9 protein-coding genes are annotated in these 18,031 nt (G+C 36.1%); 5 read left to right on the top strand and 4 right to left on the bottom strand.

Annotated features, from left to right (window positions below; all coding sequences use genetic code 11):
* Positions 1-456 precede the first annotated feature (456 nt).
* Complete coding sequence (locus F3J23_RS01035) at positions 457-1,287, bottom strand: ATP-binding protein (protein WP_167022764.1); 831 nt, start codon at positions 1,285-1,287, stop codon at positions 457-459.
* A 1,092-nt stretch (positions 1,288-2,379) separates the two neighbouring features.
* Complete coding sequence (locus tag F3J23_RS01030; protein WP_167022761.1) at positions 2,380-2,673, bottom strand: helix-turn-helix domain-containing protein; 294 nt, start codon at positions 2,671-2,673, stop codon at positions 2,380-2,382.
* Between the two features lie 184 nt (positions 2,674-2,857).
* On the opposite strand from F3J23_RS01030, the gene ccoN reads away from it, so the two are divergent.
* The 5 genes from ccoN (at position 2,858) to F3J23_RS01005 (ending at position 14,643) form a co-directional block, all read left to right on the top strand.
* Positions 2,858-5,137, top strand: a complete 2,280-nt coding sequence (ccoN, locus tag F3J23_RS01025) for a cytochrome-c oxidase, cbb3-type subunit I (RefSeq protein WP_167022757.1) — start codon at positions 2,858-2,860, stop codon at positions 5,135-5,137.
* Positions 5,138-5,156: 19 nt separating this feature from the next.
* The gene (locus F3J23_RS01020; protein WP_167022755.1) at positions 5,157-6,044 is read left to right on the top strand and encodes a cbb3-type cytochrome c oxidase N-terminal domain-containing protein; all 888 of its coding nucleotides are present in this window, start codon (positions 5,157-5,159) and stop codon (positions 6,042-6,044) included.
* A gap of 291 nt (positions 6,045-6,335) precedes the next feature.
* Positions 6,336-11,357 carry a translocation/assembly module TamB gene (locus F3J23_RS01015; RefSeq protein WP_185156418.1) on the top strand — a complete coding sequence of 1,674 codons (5,022 nt, stop codon included), beginning with the start codon at positions 6,336-6,338 and terminating at the stop codon, positions 11,355-11,357.
* Positions 11,357-13,684, top strand: a complete 2,328-nt coding sequence (locus tag F3J23_RS01010; RefSeq protein WP_167022752.1) for a BamA/TamA family outer membrane protein — start codon at positions 11,357-11,359, stop codon at positions 13,682-13,684. Before F3J23_RS01015 ends, F3J23_RS01010 begins: the two co-directional genes overlap by 1 nt.
* Positions 13,685-13,695: 11 nt before the next feature.
* Positions 13,696-14,643, top strand: a complete 948-nt coding sequence (locus F3J23_RS01005; protein ID WP_167022749.1) for a YihY/virulence factor BrkB family protein — start codon at positions 13,696-13,698, stop codon at positions 14,641-14,643.
* Positions 14,644-14,702: 59 nt separating this feature from the next.
* Here F3J23_RS01005 and argS read toward each other — a convergent pair whose 3' ends face one another.
* Together argS and F3J23_RS00995 are read right to left on the bottom strand one after the other, a co-directional pair.
* A complete protein-coding gene (gene argS / locus F3J23_RS01000; protein ID WP_167022746.1) occupies positions 14,703-16,463 on the bottom strand; it encodes an arginine--tRNA ligase in 1,761 nt (586 codons plus the stop codon).
* Between the two features lie 135 nt (positions 16,464-16,598).
* Positions 16,599-18,023, bottom strand: a complete 1,425-nt coding sequence (locus tag F3J23_RS00995; RefSeq protein WP_167022743.1) for a SusD/RagB family nutrient-binding outer membrane lipoprotein — start codon at positions 18,021-18,023, stop codon at positions 16,599-16,601.
* Between the last annotated feature and the right edge of the window lie 8 nt (positions 18,024-18,031).

Genomic DNA, 18,031 nt, shown 5'->3' with positions numbered 1-18,031 from the left:
ATTATAGAAAATTAAATCTATTGTAAACATTTATCCACAATTATGTGAATTTTTTTCTACATAATTATTTATTAATAACGTATTGATTATGATAAATTTGAAAAATCAAAAACTTGTTCCCCATCAGTGCTATCATCAGGCATGCTACTAGAAACACAGTCTTTTTTTGTTTGCAAAAAATATGATCTCCTTCTGTCCAAGGAGATCATTGTTTTAGATTGTCTATAATTTAACTTAAAACCCCTTAATTGCTTAGATGCAAAATGAGTTCATATTAATGTAAGGTTTATAGATTATCCTTCCTTTCTTATTTTGAGGATTCTTATAACTTTATTTAAATTATTTAATATAATATTATCTACCAGAGTCTCTTATCCACTAATAATATGAATGCGGATAAATCTTAAATCTTCTTAATACTTAAAAAAAATTACAAACAGGTAAGCAGTAACATTACTATTTAAGCTGATAAGCTGTGACCATCTTGCTGTAAAAAGAGGGAATATAAAGTATTTTTTTGGTTGCATCATAAGCCAAATCAGCAGCATTTATCATAGGCTCGTGGGTATCTAACAATGTCTCTACTTTACCATCTTTGCTTACATAAAAAACATATCCACCCCAACTCGTGATCAAAAAGTCACCATTACCAATAGGTTCAATTCCATCTCTGTTTTGTGAAAGTTGGGCAATGTCTGTTTCCTTTTTATTAGTATCAACCTTGAAAAATCTTTTCCCACCTAAAATATACAGCTCATTGCCAATTGCTTTTAAACCGTTTACCCCAGCAATATTTTCCATATAGACACTCAATTTCTGATCAATAATTTGGTAAATTTTCTTCGTCTTCGAATCTGAAAAATAAATCACGCCTTTATCACTAACCGTTACATCGTTCAGCATGCCTGGTTCTGGTACAGGATACTTTTTAATTATATTTGCCTTTTTAATATCTATCACTACAAGCTCTGTTATATCTGCTGCATAAAGCTCGTTTCCTCTCATAGCCAAACCTTTTGGTGAATGCAAACCAGTAACCCAATTTAAATCGACAATTTTTCCATCCATTGATACTTTACCAACTGCACCGTTTTTATCAAATGCAGAACCATCACCCAACCCTATCTCAGACACGTACAATACTTTGTTCTTAAAATTTATCAAAACAGATTCCGGAATAGGTACTACACTATCAGTTTGCCAGAGTTTAACCAATTCATGCTTATTTTGTGCCTGAGAGTTGCAAGCCATTGCTATAGCAAAGACTAAAAAAATAATTCGTTTCATTTTATTTAATTTTAATTTATAAACTATATTATTCAAAGCCATAATTTCCCCGATTCACATTAATACATAATATTTTCTCATATTTTGGTGTTATCTTTAGCTTCCTACCACTGATCTACATATTAAATTGATTTTAATAGTTTACTTATTTACCAGACCAAGAGTCCTCTGGAATAGATATATTTCGGTTAGATTCGTGCTATCAGTTTTGATTAATGACTTTTCAGTTTACTATATAACTTTGACAACAACCCTTTTTAATTATGATTAGTTGCAATAAATGAATATGAGAGAAAAAGCAAACTGAAAAGTTCCTAATTAGCTTTAGAACCTATTTCATTTTAAATTTCTAAACTGTGTTATATCATATATTACCTTTCTGCAATATTCAGATATGAAAAAAAGCATCAATATATTCAAATCCCTATTTGTACATCATAGTAAAACACTATGACTATTTTTTCTATGGGGTTATAACATAGTCAATTGATCTCATCTTTCTTAAAAATGGAATTTTTATTGGAAATAGGTCTAGTATATTACTTATTTACAATAATATACAATGAAGAACATTAATATTGATAAGCTTGCGCCGTAAAGAAGCTAAATGTAAAAATTGGTAGTTTAATAATTTTTTCATCATCTCTATTTTATAGATTATTTGTGTTTTGTAGAACTTAAGCATGTCCTATCCGGATAATTCTTTAGAGAAAAGTTATTTAACCGCTCTCCTTCAAATAGCTTTAGTAATATGTTGGCTAATATAGCACGTATTATGCAATAGAATCATTAATTACATCTATTTTTGTAATAGATGTAATTAATGATTCTATTTTTTTTACTCCAGATTATTTAATCAGTTTAATGCAAATACAGAAAAAAATATAACACATTGACTTTGAATCAATACAACCATGCATGCACAACATTCACTATCTAAAAGAGGAACGAATGTATCAAGACTGTACAATAGTATTCAGAAAGCAAAAGTTATTTAAGTGTGAATCAGAATAAATTTAAGAACCTAAACCTGTCTATCATAAGAGATCATTGTTTTAGATTGTCTATAATTTAATATAAAAGGGTTACAGTTTATAAAAATTCTTTCGGAACCGAAATATTATTCTTTTTCATGTACTCTAAAAGGTTCTGATATTTATCTTCATATTCATCGTTTCCACATTTATGTGAAATACTACAAATGTCAGATGGCTTGATGTCTAAAATATCTGATATTTTAGTAAGGATCTCCAGGTTGATCTTCACTTTAGAGTTCTCAATATCGGAGTAAGCTTTCTGGGAAATTCCCATTTCAAAAGCCATGTATTCCTGTGTAAGATCTTTACTCCTGCGTATTTTCCTGATATTTTGTCCACATACTTTCATCGTTTTTGTTTTAGTAGTTTTCGGTATATTTTAGAAGATTATCTATTAGCCTTCAACAAAGTTAATAAATACCTTTGGCAAAACATTATACACGTTACATGATATTTATTTTCGACAAAGAAAAAAGCTGGAAATAAGCCTTTTCTCAGAGAAAATATCACTTCGGTAAACACTATTGGAATTTATGGAGACGCAAAAATTTAATTATGACAATAATATTGTCAGGGCATTCCTCTATGCTACTATCGTATTCGGGCTCATCGGATTTCTGCTGGGACTTACTGCTGCATTGATGCTTTTTTATCCGGAATTGCCGGAATTTTTATTCGGGACAGATGATACTACTATTAAAAGCTTAGCTTCGGGAAATATTCAGGGATTGATCAACACTCAGGGAGCAATGGGCTTTGGTAGAATCAGAATGCTTCACACGAGTGCCGTAATTTTTGCTTTCGTATGTAATTCCTTCTTTTGTGGTGCTTATTACAGTATGCAGAGGCTACTGAAAACAAGAATGTATAGTGATACTCTATCATGGCTGCATTTCTGGTCATGGCAGTTTATGATCATTACTGTAGTGATCACTTTCCTTATGGGAATCAATACTTCTAAAGAATATGCTGAACACGAATGGCCTATTGATATCTTAATTGCATTTTCTTGGATCATCTTCGGAATCAATATGTTTGGAACGATCGCGAAAAGAAGAGTAAGACATTTGTATGTAGCCATCTGGTTCTATATGGCAACATGGATTGCGGTGGCCATGCTTCACATCTTCAATAATCTTGAAGTTCCTTTATCTTTCACAAGCTGGAAATCTTATTCTGTATATGCAGGTGTAAAAGATGCATTGGTACAATGGTGGTATGGCCACAATGCGGTAGCATTCGTATTAACCACTCCTGTATTAGGTCTGATGTATTACTTTATGCCAAAAGCAGCTCAACGACCTGTATTCTCATACAAATTGTCCATTATTCACTTCTGGTCGTTGATCTTTGTATATCTTTGGGCCGGCCCTCACCACCTGCAATATACAGCATTACCAGCATGGGCACAGGCTGTGGGCACAGGGTTTTCCATTATGCTTATCGCACCATCCTGGGGAGGAATGCTAAATGGTCTTCTTACCTTGAGAGGAGCTTGGGACAAAGTAAGAGAAAATCCTATCCTTAAATTCTTTGTAGTAGCTGTTACCTGTTATGGTATGGCCACTTTCGAAGGACCTTTATTAGCAACCAAATCATTAAATAAAATTGGTCACTATACAGACTGGGTGATTGGCCACGTACACTTAGGCGCTCTTGGATGGAATGGTTTCATGGCATTCGGAGTCGTATATTATCTGGTTCCGATCATGTGGAGAACTTCACTCTGGTCTAAAAAATTAGCCAACTGGCATTTCTGGCTGGGAACATTAGGAATCATCTTCTATGCTGTTCCGATGTATATCTCAGGATTCACCCAGGGATTGATGTGGAAACAGTTTAACCCGGACGGAACATTATTATGGAAAAACTGGCTGGATACTGTAACAGCAATCATTCCCTACTTTAAGATGAGATTCTTAGGTGGTGTCCTTTATTTATCAGGAGCTATTTTAATGGTGATTAATGTCATCAAAACCATCAAAGCAGGTTCATTTCAGAAAGAAGTTCCGGCAGAAGCACCTGCACTGGCTAATATCGGCAGTACAAGAAAAGAAGGTGAAGGTGTACACCTGTGGCTGGAAAGAACACCTACTCTCCTTTCTGTATTGGCCTTCATTACCATAGCAATTGGTGGACTTGTGGAAATTGTTCCTACGTTATCTCTTAAACAGAGCGTACCTACAATTACTGCTGTAAAACCGTATACTCCGCTGGAGCTTGAAGGAAGAGATTTATATATCCGTGAGGGCTGTAATTCATGCCATTCTCAGATGATCAGACCGTTCCGTGATGAGGTAGTAAGATTTGAAGGAAAAAACGGACAGTATTCCAAGGCGGGAGAATTCATCTACGACAGACCTTTCTTATGGGGATCTAAAAGAACAGGACCGGATCTTCACAGAGAAGGAGGAAGAAACCCGGATTCATGGCACTTCAAACATATGTATAACCCAAGAATTACATCTGCTGGTTCTATTATGCCGCGTTTCCCATGGTTAATCACCAATAAACTGGATCGTACCCAGATGGTAGATAAAATGAGATTAATGAAAAACTCTTTTGATGTACCGTATACAAAAGCTCAGATTGATTCAGCAAATCAATGGGCGGATAACCAGTCAAAAGCTATTGTACAGAGAATCTATTCAGAAGCTACTGATGTAAAAGATCAGATGGCTAAAGAAAAGACAGCAAAAGGGGCTGCTTATGTTCCTCTTGAGCAAAGAGAAATTGTAGCCATGATTGCTTATCTGCAAAGACTGGGAACAGATATCAAAACTACACAGATCCAGACAGCAAGTGTAGAGTAAACATTAAAATTGTATTGCAATGAAAACGAGAACCCCAATTTCAATATATATCGCGACAACGATAGGTTTAACGATCATGGCCTTTGAAATGTTCGCCAGTGATTCAGGCTATTTTTCTTCACCCTTTTTCTGGGCACTGATACTGATCGCCATTATCCTTTTGCTGATTATGAACTCCATTGGAGATCTGATAGAAAATGAAAATTTCAGCAGATTACCGGAAGAAGAGAAAAAGCAGTATCTGGCTGAGAAAAATATTCCTTACTATCAGAAATTATGGAATTCTGCTTTCAAGAAACAATCCGTAACGGAAGAGAAAGATATTCTTATCGATCATGGTTTTGACGGAATTACTGAATTGGACAATTCACTTCCAAAATGGTGGATAGGCCTGTTCTGGTTCGGATGTATCTTCTGTGCCGTATATCTTACAGCCTTTTCCTTTACTGATTATGCCCATCCGGATGTTGAATACACTAAAGAAGCGAAAACAATGCTTGCTTCTATTGAAGAGTATGAGAAAAGTGCCCCTCAGATCAATCTTGAATCTGCAAAATACAGCGCAGATCATATTGCAGAAGGCCAGGAGCTTTTCAAAACCAACTGTGTAACCTGCCATGGAGATGGAGGAAAAGGAGGAATCGGTCCCAATCTTACCGATACTCACTGGATCAACATCAAAGAAAAAAGTTTATTTAAAAATGTTTTCTGGATGCTTGAAAACGGTTCTCCCAATAACCCAACAATGAGACCTTTCATTAAAGAAGGAACCATTACCGGAAGAGATGCTGAAAAAATTGCAGCCTATATTTATCATATCAACCAGGAAACCGCTCCTATTACAGCAGCACAAGGAGGTGCCGCTCCGCAGGGAGAAGAGGTGAAATGGGAAAACGGAAACAACTAAATTATTATCTTTTCATATAAACCATGCCAAGCCCCCTTTAGAACTACACTAACATTTGAATTTTCATTTTTGCTAACTAACCTTTTCAACATTAAAAAATGATAATAAAGGGGGCTTTTTAAAGAATAAAATCCGCACCTTGGCTCGTCTTACTCAACTATTCACTTGACAACTACAACTAAAAATTCCATAAAGAGACAAGCCAAGGCAGGATTTTTGTATTCGTAACGGGTACCACAACAAAGTCAAAATAATTTAGTATTATTATCTTTGTTAGAAACCACACCGAATTTGAAACTGAAAATCAACACAACAAAACTCTTAAAGCGTATTGCGATAACCTTTATTTCGATATTGGTTTTTCTTACGCTGTTGATCCTAAGCTTAAGACTTCCTGCCGTTCAAAACTTCATCAAAGACCGACTCATTGTTTATCTTGAGAAAAAAATAAAGACTCCCGTAAGTCTTGAAAGGGTCTATATCGGCTTCCCAAACAGTCTTGTAATGGAAAACCTCTATCTTAAAGGACAAGATGTAGACACTCTTTTGGCTGTCAGAAAACTAGATGTTGGTTTACACATGCTGAAGCTCATTAACTCCACAGCAGATATCACTTCGGTAGATATGGAAGGTGTGAGAGCTAATGTGATTAGAAAACCGGATGGTAAATTCAATTTCGATTATATTATCAATGCTTTTGCTACCAACGATAAAGAAGAGAGCTCTTCTAAACCATTTATTATTTCCCTTGACAAAATTAATTTAAAAGATATCGGAGTTACTTTCAACGACCAGCAGTCAAGAAATGATATTAAGCTCTATTTTAAGTCTTTTGATACAAGGGTTAAAAAATTTGATCTCAATAAAAACACCTATGCTGTTAATGATATTAATCTTGACGGATTAAAATTAAAATTAAAGCAGGGACTCGTAGAAGAAGTTTCGAAAAAGGTAGAGAAAAAAGTAGATTCACTCAATGAAAAAAAACCGATGAATATTGGATTGAGAGGAATCAAACTGACCCATTTCGATATTGATTACGGAGATGATAATACCAAAACATTTGCAAAGGTCTTATTCAAGGAACTAAGTACTAAGGTGAATAAGCTTGATCTTGAAAACAATACCTATAATGTTGCCAACATCTTCCTTTCCGGGGCAGACATTAACGCAAACCTTTATCTTCCTGCCCAAAACGCAAACCCTAAATCATCAAAAGAACCTGAAGCTTCCGAGCAAAATAAAGCAATGAAGCTTCTTCTGGGAAAACTGGTTCTTAATGACGTAAAGGCAACCTACAATAATACAGCTATTGCTCCAACCAAACAGGGAATGGATTTCAACCACCTCAATTTTTCAAAAATGAATGTGGAAGTGAGAAGTTTCAAGATGGAAAACAATACCTTCGCAGGAACTGTTAATTCTGCAGAAATACAGGAAGCAAGAGGCCTGAACATCCAGAAGTTCAATACGGATTTTGTATATGCTGAAAAGCAAGCTTATCTTAAAGATCTTTATCTGCAGACACCGAAAACATTGCTGCGTGATGAGGTTATTTTAAATTACAACTCCATTGATCAGCTTAGTTCAAACCTTGGGGCTGTAAAAATTTCTGCCAATATCAAAGATTCCCGAATCGGATTTTCAGATATTCTGAATTTAGTTCCTACCTTAAGAAATACTGTTCCGTTTAACAAATATCCGAACGCCATCTTAAATGTGAATGCCAATGTCAAGGGCAGCGTGAATGACCTTCTCATTCAGAATCTGAAAGTTTCCGGGCTGGATCAGCTGAGAGTGGCTGCTTCCGGAAAGATTAAAAATGCAATGAATCCTGATCAGCTGTATTATGATCTGAGAATAGGAGAATTTTCTTCGAATGCCCAAACAATCTTTAATCTTGTCCCAAAAAATACGATTCCATCCAATATTTCACTTCCCTCCAGTTTCAGTATTAAAGGAAATGCAAAAGGAACAACAAAAGTAGTTGATGCAGACCTCAACCTCTACTCCACTCTTGGAAACGCTGCTGTTGTTGCCAATGTTGATATGCGAAGAAAAAATCATGAAGTTTATGATGTAAAAGCTAATCTTCAAGGGGTGCAGGTTGGAAAGATCATTCAGAATAAAGATATTGGCCCTATCACAGCACAAATTGCAGCGAAAGGAGAAAGTTTCGATTTCAAAAATGCCAATGCGGATTTAAAAGGACATGTTGCGTCAGCCGTTTACAAAGGTTATCACTATCAGAATATGAATTTAACCGGTAAAATCAACAAAGGTGCTTATCATGTTATTTTAGATTCAAAAGACCCGAATGCCAGTCTCCAACTTACTGCTTCAGGGGTTTATGATGAAAAAAATCCTACGGTAAAAATAAACGGAGAAGTGATCAAATTAGATGTCAACAAACTTGGTTTCTATGAAAAACCAATGATCATTGCCGGAAAAATTGACGGTGATTTTACCAGTTTGGATCCGAATAACCTGAACGGATATTTAAATCTTAAAGATTTTGCATTCTCGGATACCAAGGAGGTTTATCCGGTGCAGGAGGTCAATCTGAAAGCTTCATCTACCCAGGATTCAACACAGATTATGTTCAATTCCCAGGTGGCAGACGTAGAGCTGAAAGGAAAATACAAACTTACCCAGATTTTTGGAGCTTTAACCCAAACTGTGAATCAGTATTATCAGTTCCAGAAACCCGGTAAAACTGAAAAAATTGATCCCGGACAGCATTTTGCTTTTACAGCAAAAATCAAAAATGATGATATCATCAGAAAATTTGTTCCGGATCTGAAAAGTTTTGAAACCATCAACTTAACCGGTAATTACGATGCAGATTCTCAAAAAATTGAAATTGACGGGCAGATTCCACAGTTGTTGTATGGTGAAAATGCCATTGAAAAAGGAGCTTTAAAGGTAACCAATGAAAATCAGGCATTGCAATACAGCCTCAATGTAGCTTCTCTGAAAAGTTCCAGTTTTTCTTTAAATAAAATCAATATTGAAGGAGATGTTGCTGACAATACGATTAATTACAATATCACTACAAAAGATGATAAAGACGCTACCCGATTCCTTATTGCTGGAAATGCAAAATCTCTGAATGACATTACGGAAATTTCTTTACATCCGAATGGATTAAAACTTAATTATGCCGACTGGAATATTGCAGAAAACAATAAGATCCAGATCAGCAGTAAGGGAATTCTTGCCGATAATTTCAGGCTTTCGAATGCCGGCAGTGAAATTTCCATTCAGTCTGAAAGCAATAATCCTGGCAGTCCTTTGAATATTTCGTTGAAAGATTTTAAGATCGAAACGATTACGGAACTCATTAAAAAAGATACGGTTCTGGCAAGAGGAACTATTAACGGAACTGCACAGCTGCGTGATGTGATGAAGGATATGACTTTTACTTCTGATCTGAATATTTCAGATCTGATTGTTTATGGAAGCCCTGTCGGAAATCTTGCTGTAAAAGTGAATAATTCTTCACCTAAAATTTTAAATGCTGACATTGCTCTTTCCGGAAATAATAATGATGTAAAAATTCTTGGTGACTACAATACTTCTTCCAGTACATTCGACCTGAATATGGCGATCAACCAACTGCAAATGAAGAGTATTCAGGGTTTCTCAATGAATGCTATTACCAATACGGAAGGTTATCTATCCGGAAATTTAAAGATTACAGGTACAGCTAATCAACCCAATATTTTAGGAAAGGTAAAATTCAATGATGCCGGACTGGAAATTGCAAAAACAGGAAGCGACTTCAGAAAACTGAATGATGAAATCAGCTTCACCAGCCGTGGTATTGAGTTTGATCAATTCAAAATCAATGATAAGGACGGAAATGCTCTTGTTGTGGACGGACAGGTTCTAACCCAGACCTACAGGGATTTCGCATTTAATCTTAATGTAAATGCAAAAAATTTCAAAGTGGTAAATTCAGAAAAATCTAACGATGCCATAATGTACGGAGTTCTTGCGATTGATGCAGGCCTTCATATCCGGGGAAATCTTGATTTACCAAAGGTTGACGGAAAATTAAGCGTTGCTGACAATACTGATTTTACTTTCGTTCTTCCTCAATCTACTCCTTCATTACAAGAAAGAGACGGTATTGTTGAATTCATCGATCAGGATCAGGTGGTTTTAAATAAAACAATTAAGGAAGATTCCCTTAAGGCACAGAGCCGTATCAAAGGGATGGATGTAAGTGTGAATATTGAGGTAAGCAAAGAAGCCAAACTCTCTCTTATTATTGACAAAGCCAATGGAGACTTTGTACAGCTTCAGGGTGAGGCTGAATTAACAGGAGGTATAGATCCTTCAGGAAAAACAACTCTGGTAGGGGTTTACGAAGTGGAAAAGGGAAGCTATGATCTTTCTGTAAGCTTTCTGAAACGTAAGTTTGACATTCAGAAAGGAAGCACAATTACCTGGACAGGTGAACCTACGACAGCAATAATGGACATTACAGCGGTATATAAAACCGAAGCAGCTCCCATTGACCTCGTAGAGCAACAGGTAAGCGGTGAAGGAAGTACCAACATAGCCAATCAGCTTAAGCAAAGAATACCATTTAATGCTTTATTGAAAATGAAAGGTGAATTGCTGAAACCTCAGCTTACTTTTGATATTACTACATCAGAAAAAAACAATTCTGTTTCCACCAATGTAACAGAAATGGTAGATCAGAAACTTGCTCAGCTAAGAACTCAGGAATCCGAGCTGAACAAACAGGTTTTTGCGCTATTGCTATTGAATCGCTTCATCGGGGAAAATCCATTTGAAAGTGGTGCAGGAATGTCCGCAGAAACTATGGCAAGACAGAGTGTGAGTAAAATTCTTTCTCAGCAGCTGAACAATCTTGCTGCAGATCTGATTAAAGGTGTTGACCTTAATTTTGGACTTGATTCTTCAGAAGATTATTCGAGCGGACAAAAAAATACAAGAACTGACCTGAATGTGGATATCAGTAAAAAGCTGTTAAACGACAGACTGAAAGTGACCGTGGGAAGTAATTTCGGACTGGAGGGACAAGCCCGTCAGAATGAAAATATGACCAATATTGCAGGTAATGTTTCTGTAGATTACAGCCTTTCCAAAGATGGAAGGTATATGCTGCGCGCCTATCGTAAGGATGAATATCAGGTTGCGCTTCAGGGGCAGATCATAGAAACCGGAGTTGGGTTTATTATTACATTGGATTATGATAAATTCCGGGAGATTTTCCAAAAATCAAGAGAGAAGAAACCCAAAAAGAATCAAAACAATCAAGTGGTAGAATTTAAATAATGAGTAAGACATTCCATACCTATTGTAAATATATTTTTGTTTCCGGGCTGGCAACAACCGTTATTTCTTGCAGCAATACAAGATTTCTGAAAGAAGGCCAGATGTTGTACACGGGAGCTAAGGTAAAGATCGAAAACGACACTATTTCGAAAAAAGAAAAAAAAGATCTTCAGTCTGCACTGGAAGCCAATCTCACTCCAAAACCCAATTCTACATTTTTGGGAATGCGCCCCAAACTCTATTTTTACAATATAGCTAAAGAACCTAAAAAAGATAAGGGTTTCAATTACTGGCTTAAATATAAAATGGGTGAAAAACCTGTATTATTAGGGGATGTAGACCGAGAGTTCAATAAAGATATTATTGAAAACTATTCTGAAAACAAAGGTTATTTTAATGCCAGGGCTACTTATGATACAGTATCCAAAAATAAAAGAGCTCAGGTTATTTATACGGTAAGACCTGGAGCGAGATACCTTATAGATGGGGTAAAATTTCAGAAAGATTCTACTCTCGTGAATCAGGAAATACAAAGTTTAACGAATAAGACTCTTCTTAAGAACGGAAAACCGTTTGACCTTGATGTTATCAAAGCAGAAAGAGAAAGAATTGATAATGGATTGAAGGAAAGAGGTTTTTATTATTTCCATCCGGATAATATCATTGTACAGGCAGACAGTACTGTAAACAAAAACCATAAGGTTGAGCTTAATGTAAAACTTAAAGATAATACTCCAAATCTGGCGACACAACAATTCAGTATCGACAAAGTTGTTGTATTTCCTAATTATAATATACAGGATGTAAAAGACGGGAAATACAGCATTCCGATGGATAAGGATTCTCTTTCCAAATATGCTTTTGATGACATTTATGTAATTGATCCTCAACATAAATTTAAACCGAAAATTTTCGACAGAGCTTTATATTTTAAAAAGGGAGATCTTTATAACCGTTCCAACCATAATCTTACGTTAAACAGGCTTATCAGTCTGGGGGTTTTCAAGTTTGTAAAAAATGAATTCATCACCTCTGATTCTTTAAGTCATAAATTTGATGCTTATTATTTATTAACTCCAAGACAGATCCAATCGCTCCGTCTGGAAGCTTTAGGAAGAACAAACTCAGCAAATTATGCGGGTAGTGAACTCAACTTGAACTGGACTCACAGAAATTTCTTCCGGGGAGCTGAACAGTTCAAAGCTTCGATTTACGGGGCTTTTGATTTCCAGATGGGTGGTCCGGAAAATGCGAATAATATGTTCCGAGCAGGAACGAATGTACAGCTTTCAATTCCCAGGATTGTGGCTCCATTCCGTTTTCATTCATCAAGTGCATTTGTTCCGAGAACGAATATAACGTTGGGATATGAATTCCAGAACAGAACAAAATATTATACCCTTAATAATTTCACAGCTTCATTCGGATATGCATGGAAAGAAAATATAAGAAAAGAACATGAACTGAAAGTGATTGACATCACTTTGGTTTCTCCTGCAAATGTAACTGAAGAATATATCCAGGCATCTGCCGGAAACCCTGCCATGCAGCGAATTGTAGAGAAACAGCTTATTTTTGGCCCTACTTATTCTTATACTTATACCAATACCATGCTTCCGAGAAAAAATACTTTTTATTATAAAGGTACGCTTGATTTGGCAGGAAATATAACAGGATTAATAACAGGAGCCAACGTAGAAAAAGATAAGCAAAAAAATATATTTGGTATACCTTTCAGTCAATATGCCAAGATTGAAAATGATGTGAGATTCTATCATAAATTCACAGAAAAATCTTCTTTGGCCACAAGATTCATTGCAGGGCTTGCTTATCCATATGGAAACTCAGAATTCATTCCTTTTTCCAAACAGTTTTTCTCCGGAGGAAGTAACAGTATAAGGGCTTTCCGTGCAAGAACATTAGGCCCTGGAAGTTTTGATCCAAGAACGATCCCTCCAGGAGTTTATTTTGATCAGTCCGGGGATATTAAACTCGAACTGAATGCCGAATATCGTGCTAATCTTTACAAGTTTTTAAATGCTGCTGTATTTGTAGATGCCGGAAATATCTGGTTACTTCACGATGATGACCTGAGACCGGGAGCCAAATTTTCCAAAGATTTTTTAAATGAAATTGCTGTAGGTGCCGGAGTTGGTTTAAGGCTTGATTTTTCTATTCTGATCTTAAGGTTAGACCTGGCAATGCCTTTGAGAGTTCCTTATTATGCAAAAGGAGACCGATGGGCATTTGATAAAATCAATTTCGGAGACCCAAGCTGGAGAAAAGATAATCTGGTTTTAAATATTGCTATCGGATATCCATTTTAATATGATATACTATGATCAACAATGTTAAGTTTTTCTGGGAAGTTCTGAAAGATACGTTTACAGAATGGAATAATTCTTCCGCATCAAAAGATTCGGCAAGTCTGGCCTATTATGCTATCTTTTCCATCCCGGGATTACTGATCATTATTATCTGGGTACTTGGAAATTTTTTTGGTGAGGAAGCAATACGCGGGCAGATCAGTACTCAGATCAGCGGCATTATGGGACCTGATGTGGCAAAAAGTATAGAAGGTATGCTCGCCGGTGCTCTGATTGACAAAAAAAATATCTTTATGAAAGCAGTGGGAGTCGGATCGTTGGTATATGGTTCTACTACTTTGTTCTTTCAGCTGCAGCATTCACTAAATGCCCTTTGGGAAGTAGAAGCTGCCCCCAAAAAAGCGTTGGTTAAGTTTTTGCTGGACAGGGCAAATTCTCTGGGAATGATTCTTATTCTGGGATTTCTTCTGATGATCACGATGATCTTGTCTTCTCTTATCAGTCTTTTCAGTAAGATCATTACTCAATATTTCGGACTTGAGACTTATATGCTGGTGGAGCTGATCAATTTTGGAGTAGGTTTCGGACTTGTCATGCTTTTGTTTGCGCTAATGTTTAAAGTCCTACCCGACGTAATAGTGAGCTGGAAACCTGTATGGAGAGGAGCTTTTCTAACAACCGTCCTATTTACTCTGGGAAAATTCCTGTTAAGTCTTTATTTCAATCAGATAAAACCGACTTCCGCTTTTGGAGCGGCCGGAACAGTAATTTTAATCATGATGTGGATCAACTATTCCTGTATGCTGATATTCTTTGGGGCCGAATTCACCAAGGTGTATACTTATAAAAAAGGGTATAAAGTTATCCTTTCAAAACACGCAAGATGGACTCCTGCGAAATTGTATGCAGACAGTCTGAAAGAGATGAGCAGTAATACAGAAGAAAAACCCGACCTCTAATATATTTTTACTTAAGTATAAAAAAAGACTCCTGAATTTTTTCAAGAGTCTTTTTTATTTTACATTCTGTTTACTGTTCCGATTCCCAGCAGCTCTAATGATTTTTTGATCGTCTTTGCCGTAAGATCGGATATATTGAGACGGAATTGTTTTACATTTTCATCTTCCTGATTCAGAATCGGATTATTCTGATAGAAGGAATTGTATGCTTTTACAAGATCATACACATAGTTGGCTACCAGAGCGGGGCTTAATGTTTCCGCAGATTTTGCCACTACAGTCTTAAAGTTGGTCAACTGCATAATCAGCTCTTTTTCAGATTGATTTAAAGATACATCTGCCGTTTCTGCCTGTATATTTTCTGCTTTGGACAGTAATGACTGGATACGTGCGTAAGTGTATTGGATAAATGGCCCTGTATTTCCGTTGAAATCAATACTTTCAGCCGGATTGAAAAGCATTTTTTTCTTCGGATCAACTTTCAGCATGAAATATTTCAATGCACCCAATCCTACTGTTTCATAAGATGCTTCTTTATCTTCTTCTGAAAGATTTTCCAGTTTTCCTAGTTCCTGTGCTTTAGATTTAGCTGTTTCATACATTTCCTGCATCAGGTCATCAGCATCCACTACAGTTCCTTCACGGGATTTCATTTTACCTTCAGGAAGCTCCACCATTCCATAAGAAAGGTGATACAATTGGTCTGCCCATTCATATCCTAATTTTTTGAGGATTTTGAATAAGACCTGGAAATGGTAGTCCTGCTCATTTCCTACAGTATAAATCAGCTTTTGAATATCATTTTGTTTAAAACGCTCAACCGCAGTTCCCAAATCCTGTGTCATGTAAACCGATGTACCATCTGAACGCAGCAATAGTTTCTGATCAAGACCTTCATCTGTAAGATCACACCAAACAGATCCGTCTTCTTTCTGATACAATACTCCTTTTTCCAATCCTGCCTGGATAAGGTCTTTTCCTAAAATGTAAGTATTGCTTTCGTATTGCACCTGATCAAAATCAACACCTAATCTCTTATACGTTTCATTGAATCCTTTGTACACCCAGGAATTCATTTCAGCCCAAAGATTTCTTACAGTTTCATCTCCGTTTTCCCAATCCAAAAGCATTTTTTGAGCTTCTTTCATCACCGGAGCTTCTTTTTTAGCCTGATCTTCTGTAATTCCTTCTGCAACCAGCTCTGCAATTTCGCTTTTGTAGTTTTTATCGAATTCTACATAGTAGTTTCCTACGAACTTATCTCCTTTTGTATTAGTTGTTTCAGGAGTTTCTCCGTTTCCAAACTTTTCCCATGCCAGCATAGATTTACAGATATGAATCCCTCTGTCATTAATGATCTGAGTTTTAATCACATCGTATCCTGCTTCTTTTAAAATCTGGGCTACAGAAAATCCTAACAGGTTATTTCTGATGTGTCCAAGGTGTAGCGGTTTATTGGTATTTGGTGAAGAGTATTCTACCATAACCGTAGAATTTTTCTTTTCTATAGTTGAGAAATTCTTGCTTACGGATCTGAAGTTATCAATAAACAACTGATTTTTCACTTTAACATTCAGGAACCCCTTTACTACGTTAAAGCTCTCAAAAAGCTCTGTCTGCTCAGTTAAAGCTTCTCCTAATTCAATCCCGATACTTTCAGGATTTTTTTTCAATTGTTTTACCAACGGGAATGTGACAATAGTAAAATCGCCTTCAAATTCCGTTTTATTTTCCTGAACTTCCAGCTTGATGTCTTTTAACTGATATACATTTAAAATAATCTCCGAAAGTTTTTCTTCTATAATATCTTTAATATTCATGTTCTTACATTCAATTTTAATGGTTTGAGATAAAATATTTTCACTTAATGCTTCATCTCAGAATTTGAAGTACAAATATAAGGAAATAAAAAAACCGCCCGAAGGCGGTGTAATATGAATATTGTTAAATATACGCTAGTTTTTATCCCAGAATATTTTAGATGCCTGTACATCTTGTGTCGCAGCCCCCCATTGAGCCACAGCAGCCTGTGATCTGTTTATGTTGTTAACGCTCGTCTCATTTACAGGATAAGGCATTCTTACAGGAACTGCTCTAGATCCAGGTTTAATAAAAGTTCTGAAATCAAGCCTCCTTGAGAACTCCCATGCTTCAAAACCTCTGTTATAAGCTGCAATCCAAGCCTCGTTTCCAATTTTTTGTTTCCAAGTTCCAGGTAAAGCAGCATAATTATTTGCTGCAAGATAAGTAGTTTGATCTGCTTGAGTGACTCCCCAAAAATCCATAGAAGCTTTTATTCCGGCAGTAAAGTGTGTAGCAGCTACACCACCAACATTATATCCTCTTTCAGCAGCTTCGGCAAGCATGAATCTTGTTTCTGCTGCATCAAATAAATAAGCCATACTATCTGCCACTAAAAAACTATCCTGAACATGGGAAAATTCCGCAAATACATTCTGCTTACCATATAAGCCACCTACATAAGCTCCATCTTTAAGGGTAAAATACTTAGCTCTTCTTGGGTCTGATGATGCATTCAATACGTCTACAAAAGTATTTGCGGGAACAAAATCATTTCTTCCGCTTGTAACCATTTCTTGATATACAGGGCTTGTAAATTGCCCTGAGGAAGTAAATTTAAGTCCTAAATTCTGTGAATTGGCTAAAACAACCCCTTTTGCATATGCACTTTCAACGATTGTTTTAGCTAAAGCATTATCTACATCTGCTAAATTTAGTCCCATTCTAAGCTTAAGAGTATTTAAAAATAGTTTTATTTTCTCAGAGCTTCCGCCAAAAATTGGGTCATAAGTTCCAAATCCCTTAGACGTATTTGAGTCCAGAGTTGCCAAAACTGCATCTGCTCTTTTAATCAGATCTATATAAATTGTTTTTGAATCATCATAAGCTGGTGTAGGATACTTATCAACCTGAAGGGATTGAGAATAAGGAATATTTCCATAGGTATCTACAAGAGTACTGAAGATATAAATTTCCAATGCCTCAATTGCAGCTATTTTACTCGCTTTAAGAGAAGTATCCGAAAGAGAATTCGCTGTATTTCTGGCCATTTCCAACTTTGTCATTTGAGAATACATGTTATTCCAGTTACTATCGGGTACACTCCGTTTTACTAAATTATAAACAGCTTCATCTATATATTGAGTTTCTGTCCATTGTTGGGTAAAAAATCTAAAATTATTCAAGTTTACACTAGGAGTTGTCATTTGTGTTACTAGTCCTACACTTGCTGAAGTAAACATAAAATCAGTATTCACTTCAGATGGATTTTTGGGATCATCGTTTAGGCTCGTTATATCTCTTCCGCATGATATTAATAATAAACCTACTGCAGAAATTCCCATTATTATTTTTTTCATTGTAATGC

It is taken from the genome of Chryseobacterium sp. Tr-659 (assembly GCF_011752975.1).
Classification (GTDB): domain Bacteria; phylum Bacteroidota; class Bacteroidia; order Flavobacteriales; family Weeksellaceae; genus Chryseobacterium.
The sequence above is the reverse complement of the archived record's forward strand: the minus strand, read 5'-3'. Positions and strand labels throughout refer to the sequence as shown.

Coding starts and splice junctions, on each gene's coding strand:
- F3J23_RS01035 (WP_167022764.1), bottom strand. CDS start 1,287: ATGAAACGAATTATTTTTTTAGTCTTTGCTATAGCAATGGCTTGCAAC.
- F3J23_RS01030 (WP_167022761.1), bottom strand. CDS start 2,673: ATGAAAGTATGTGGACAAAATATCAGGAAAATACGCAGGAGTAAAGAT.
- ccoN (WP_167022757.1), top strand. CDS start 2,858: ATGGAGACGCAAAAATTTAATTATGACAATAATATTGTCAGGGCATTC.
- F3J23_RS01020 (WP_167022755.1), top strand. CDS start 5,157: ATGAAAACGAGAACCCCAATTTCAATATATATCGCGACAACGATAGGT.
- F3J23_RS01010 (WP_167022752.1), top strand. CDS start 11,357: ATGAGTAAGACATTCCATACCTATTGTAAATATATTTTTGTTTCCGGG.
- F3J23_RS01005 (WP_167022749.1), top strand. CDS start 13,696: ATGATCAACAATGTTAAGTTTTTCTGGGAAGTTCTGAAAGATACGTTT.
- argS (WP_167022746.1), bottom strand. CDS start 16,463: ATGAATATTAAAGATATTATAGAAGAAAAACTTTCGGAGATTATTTTA.
- F3J23_RS00995 (WP_167022743.1), bottom strand. CDS start 18,023: ATGAAAAAAATAATAATGGGAATTTCTGCAGTAGGTTTATTATTAATA.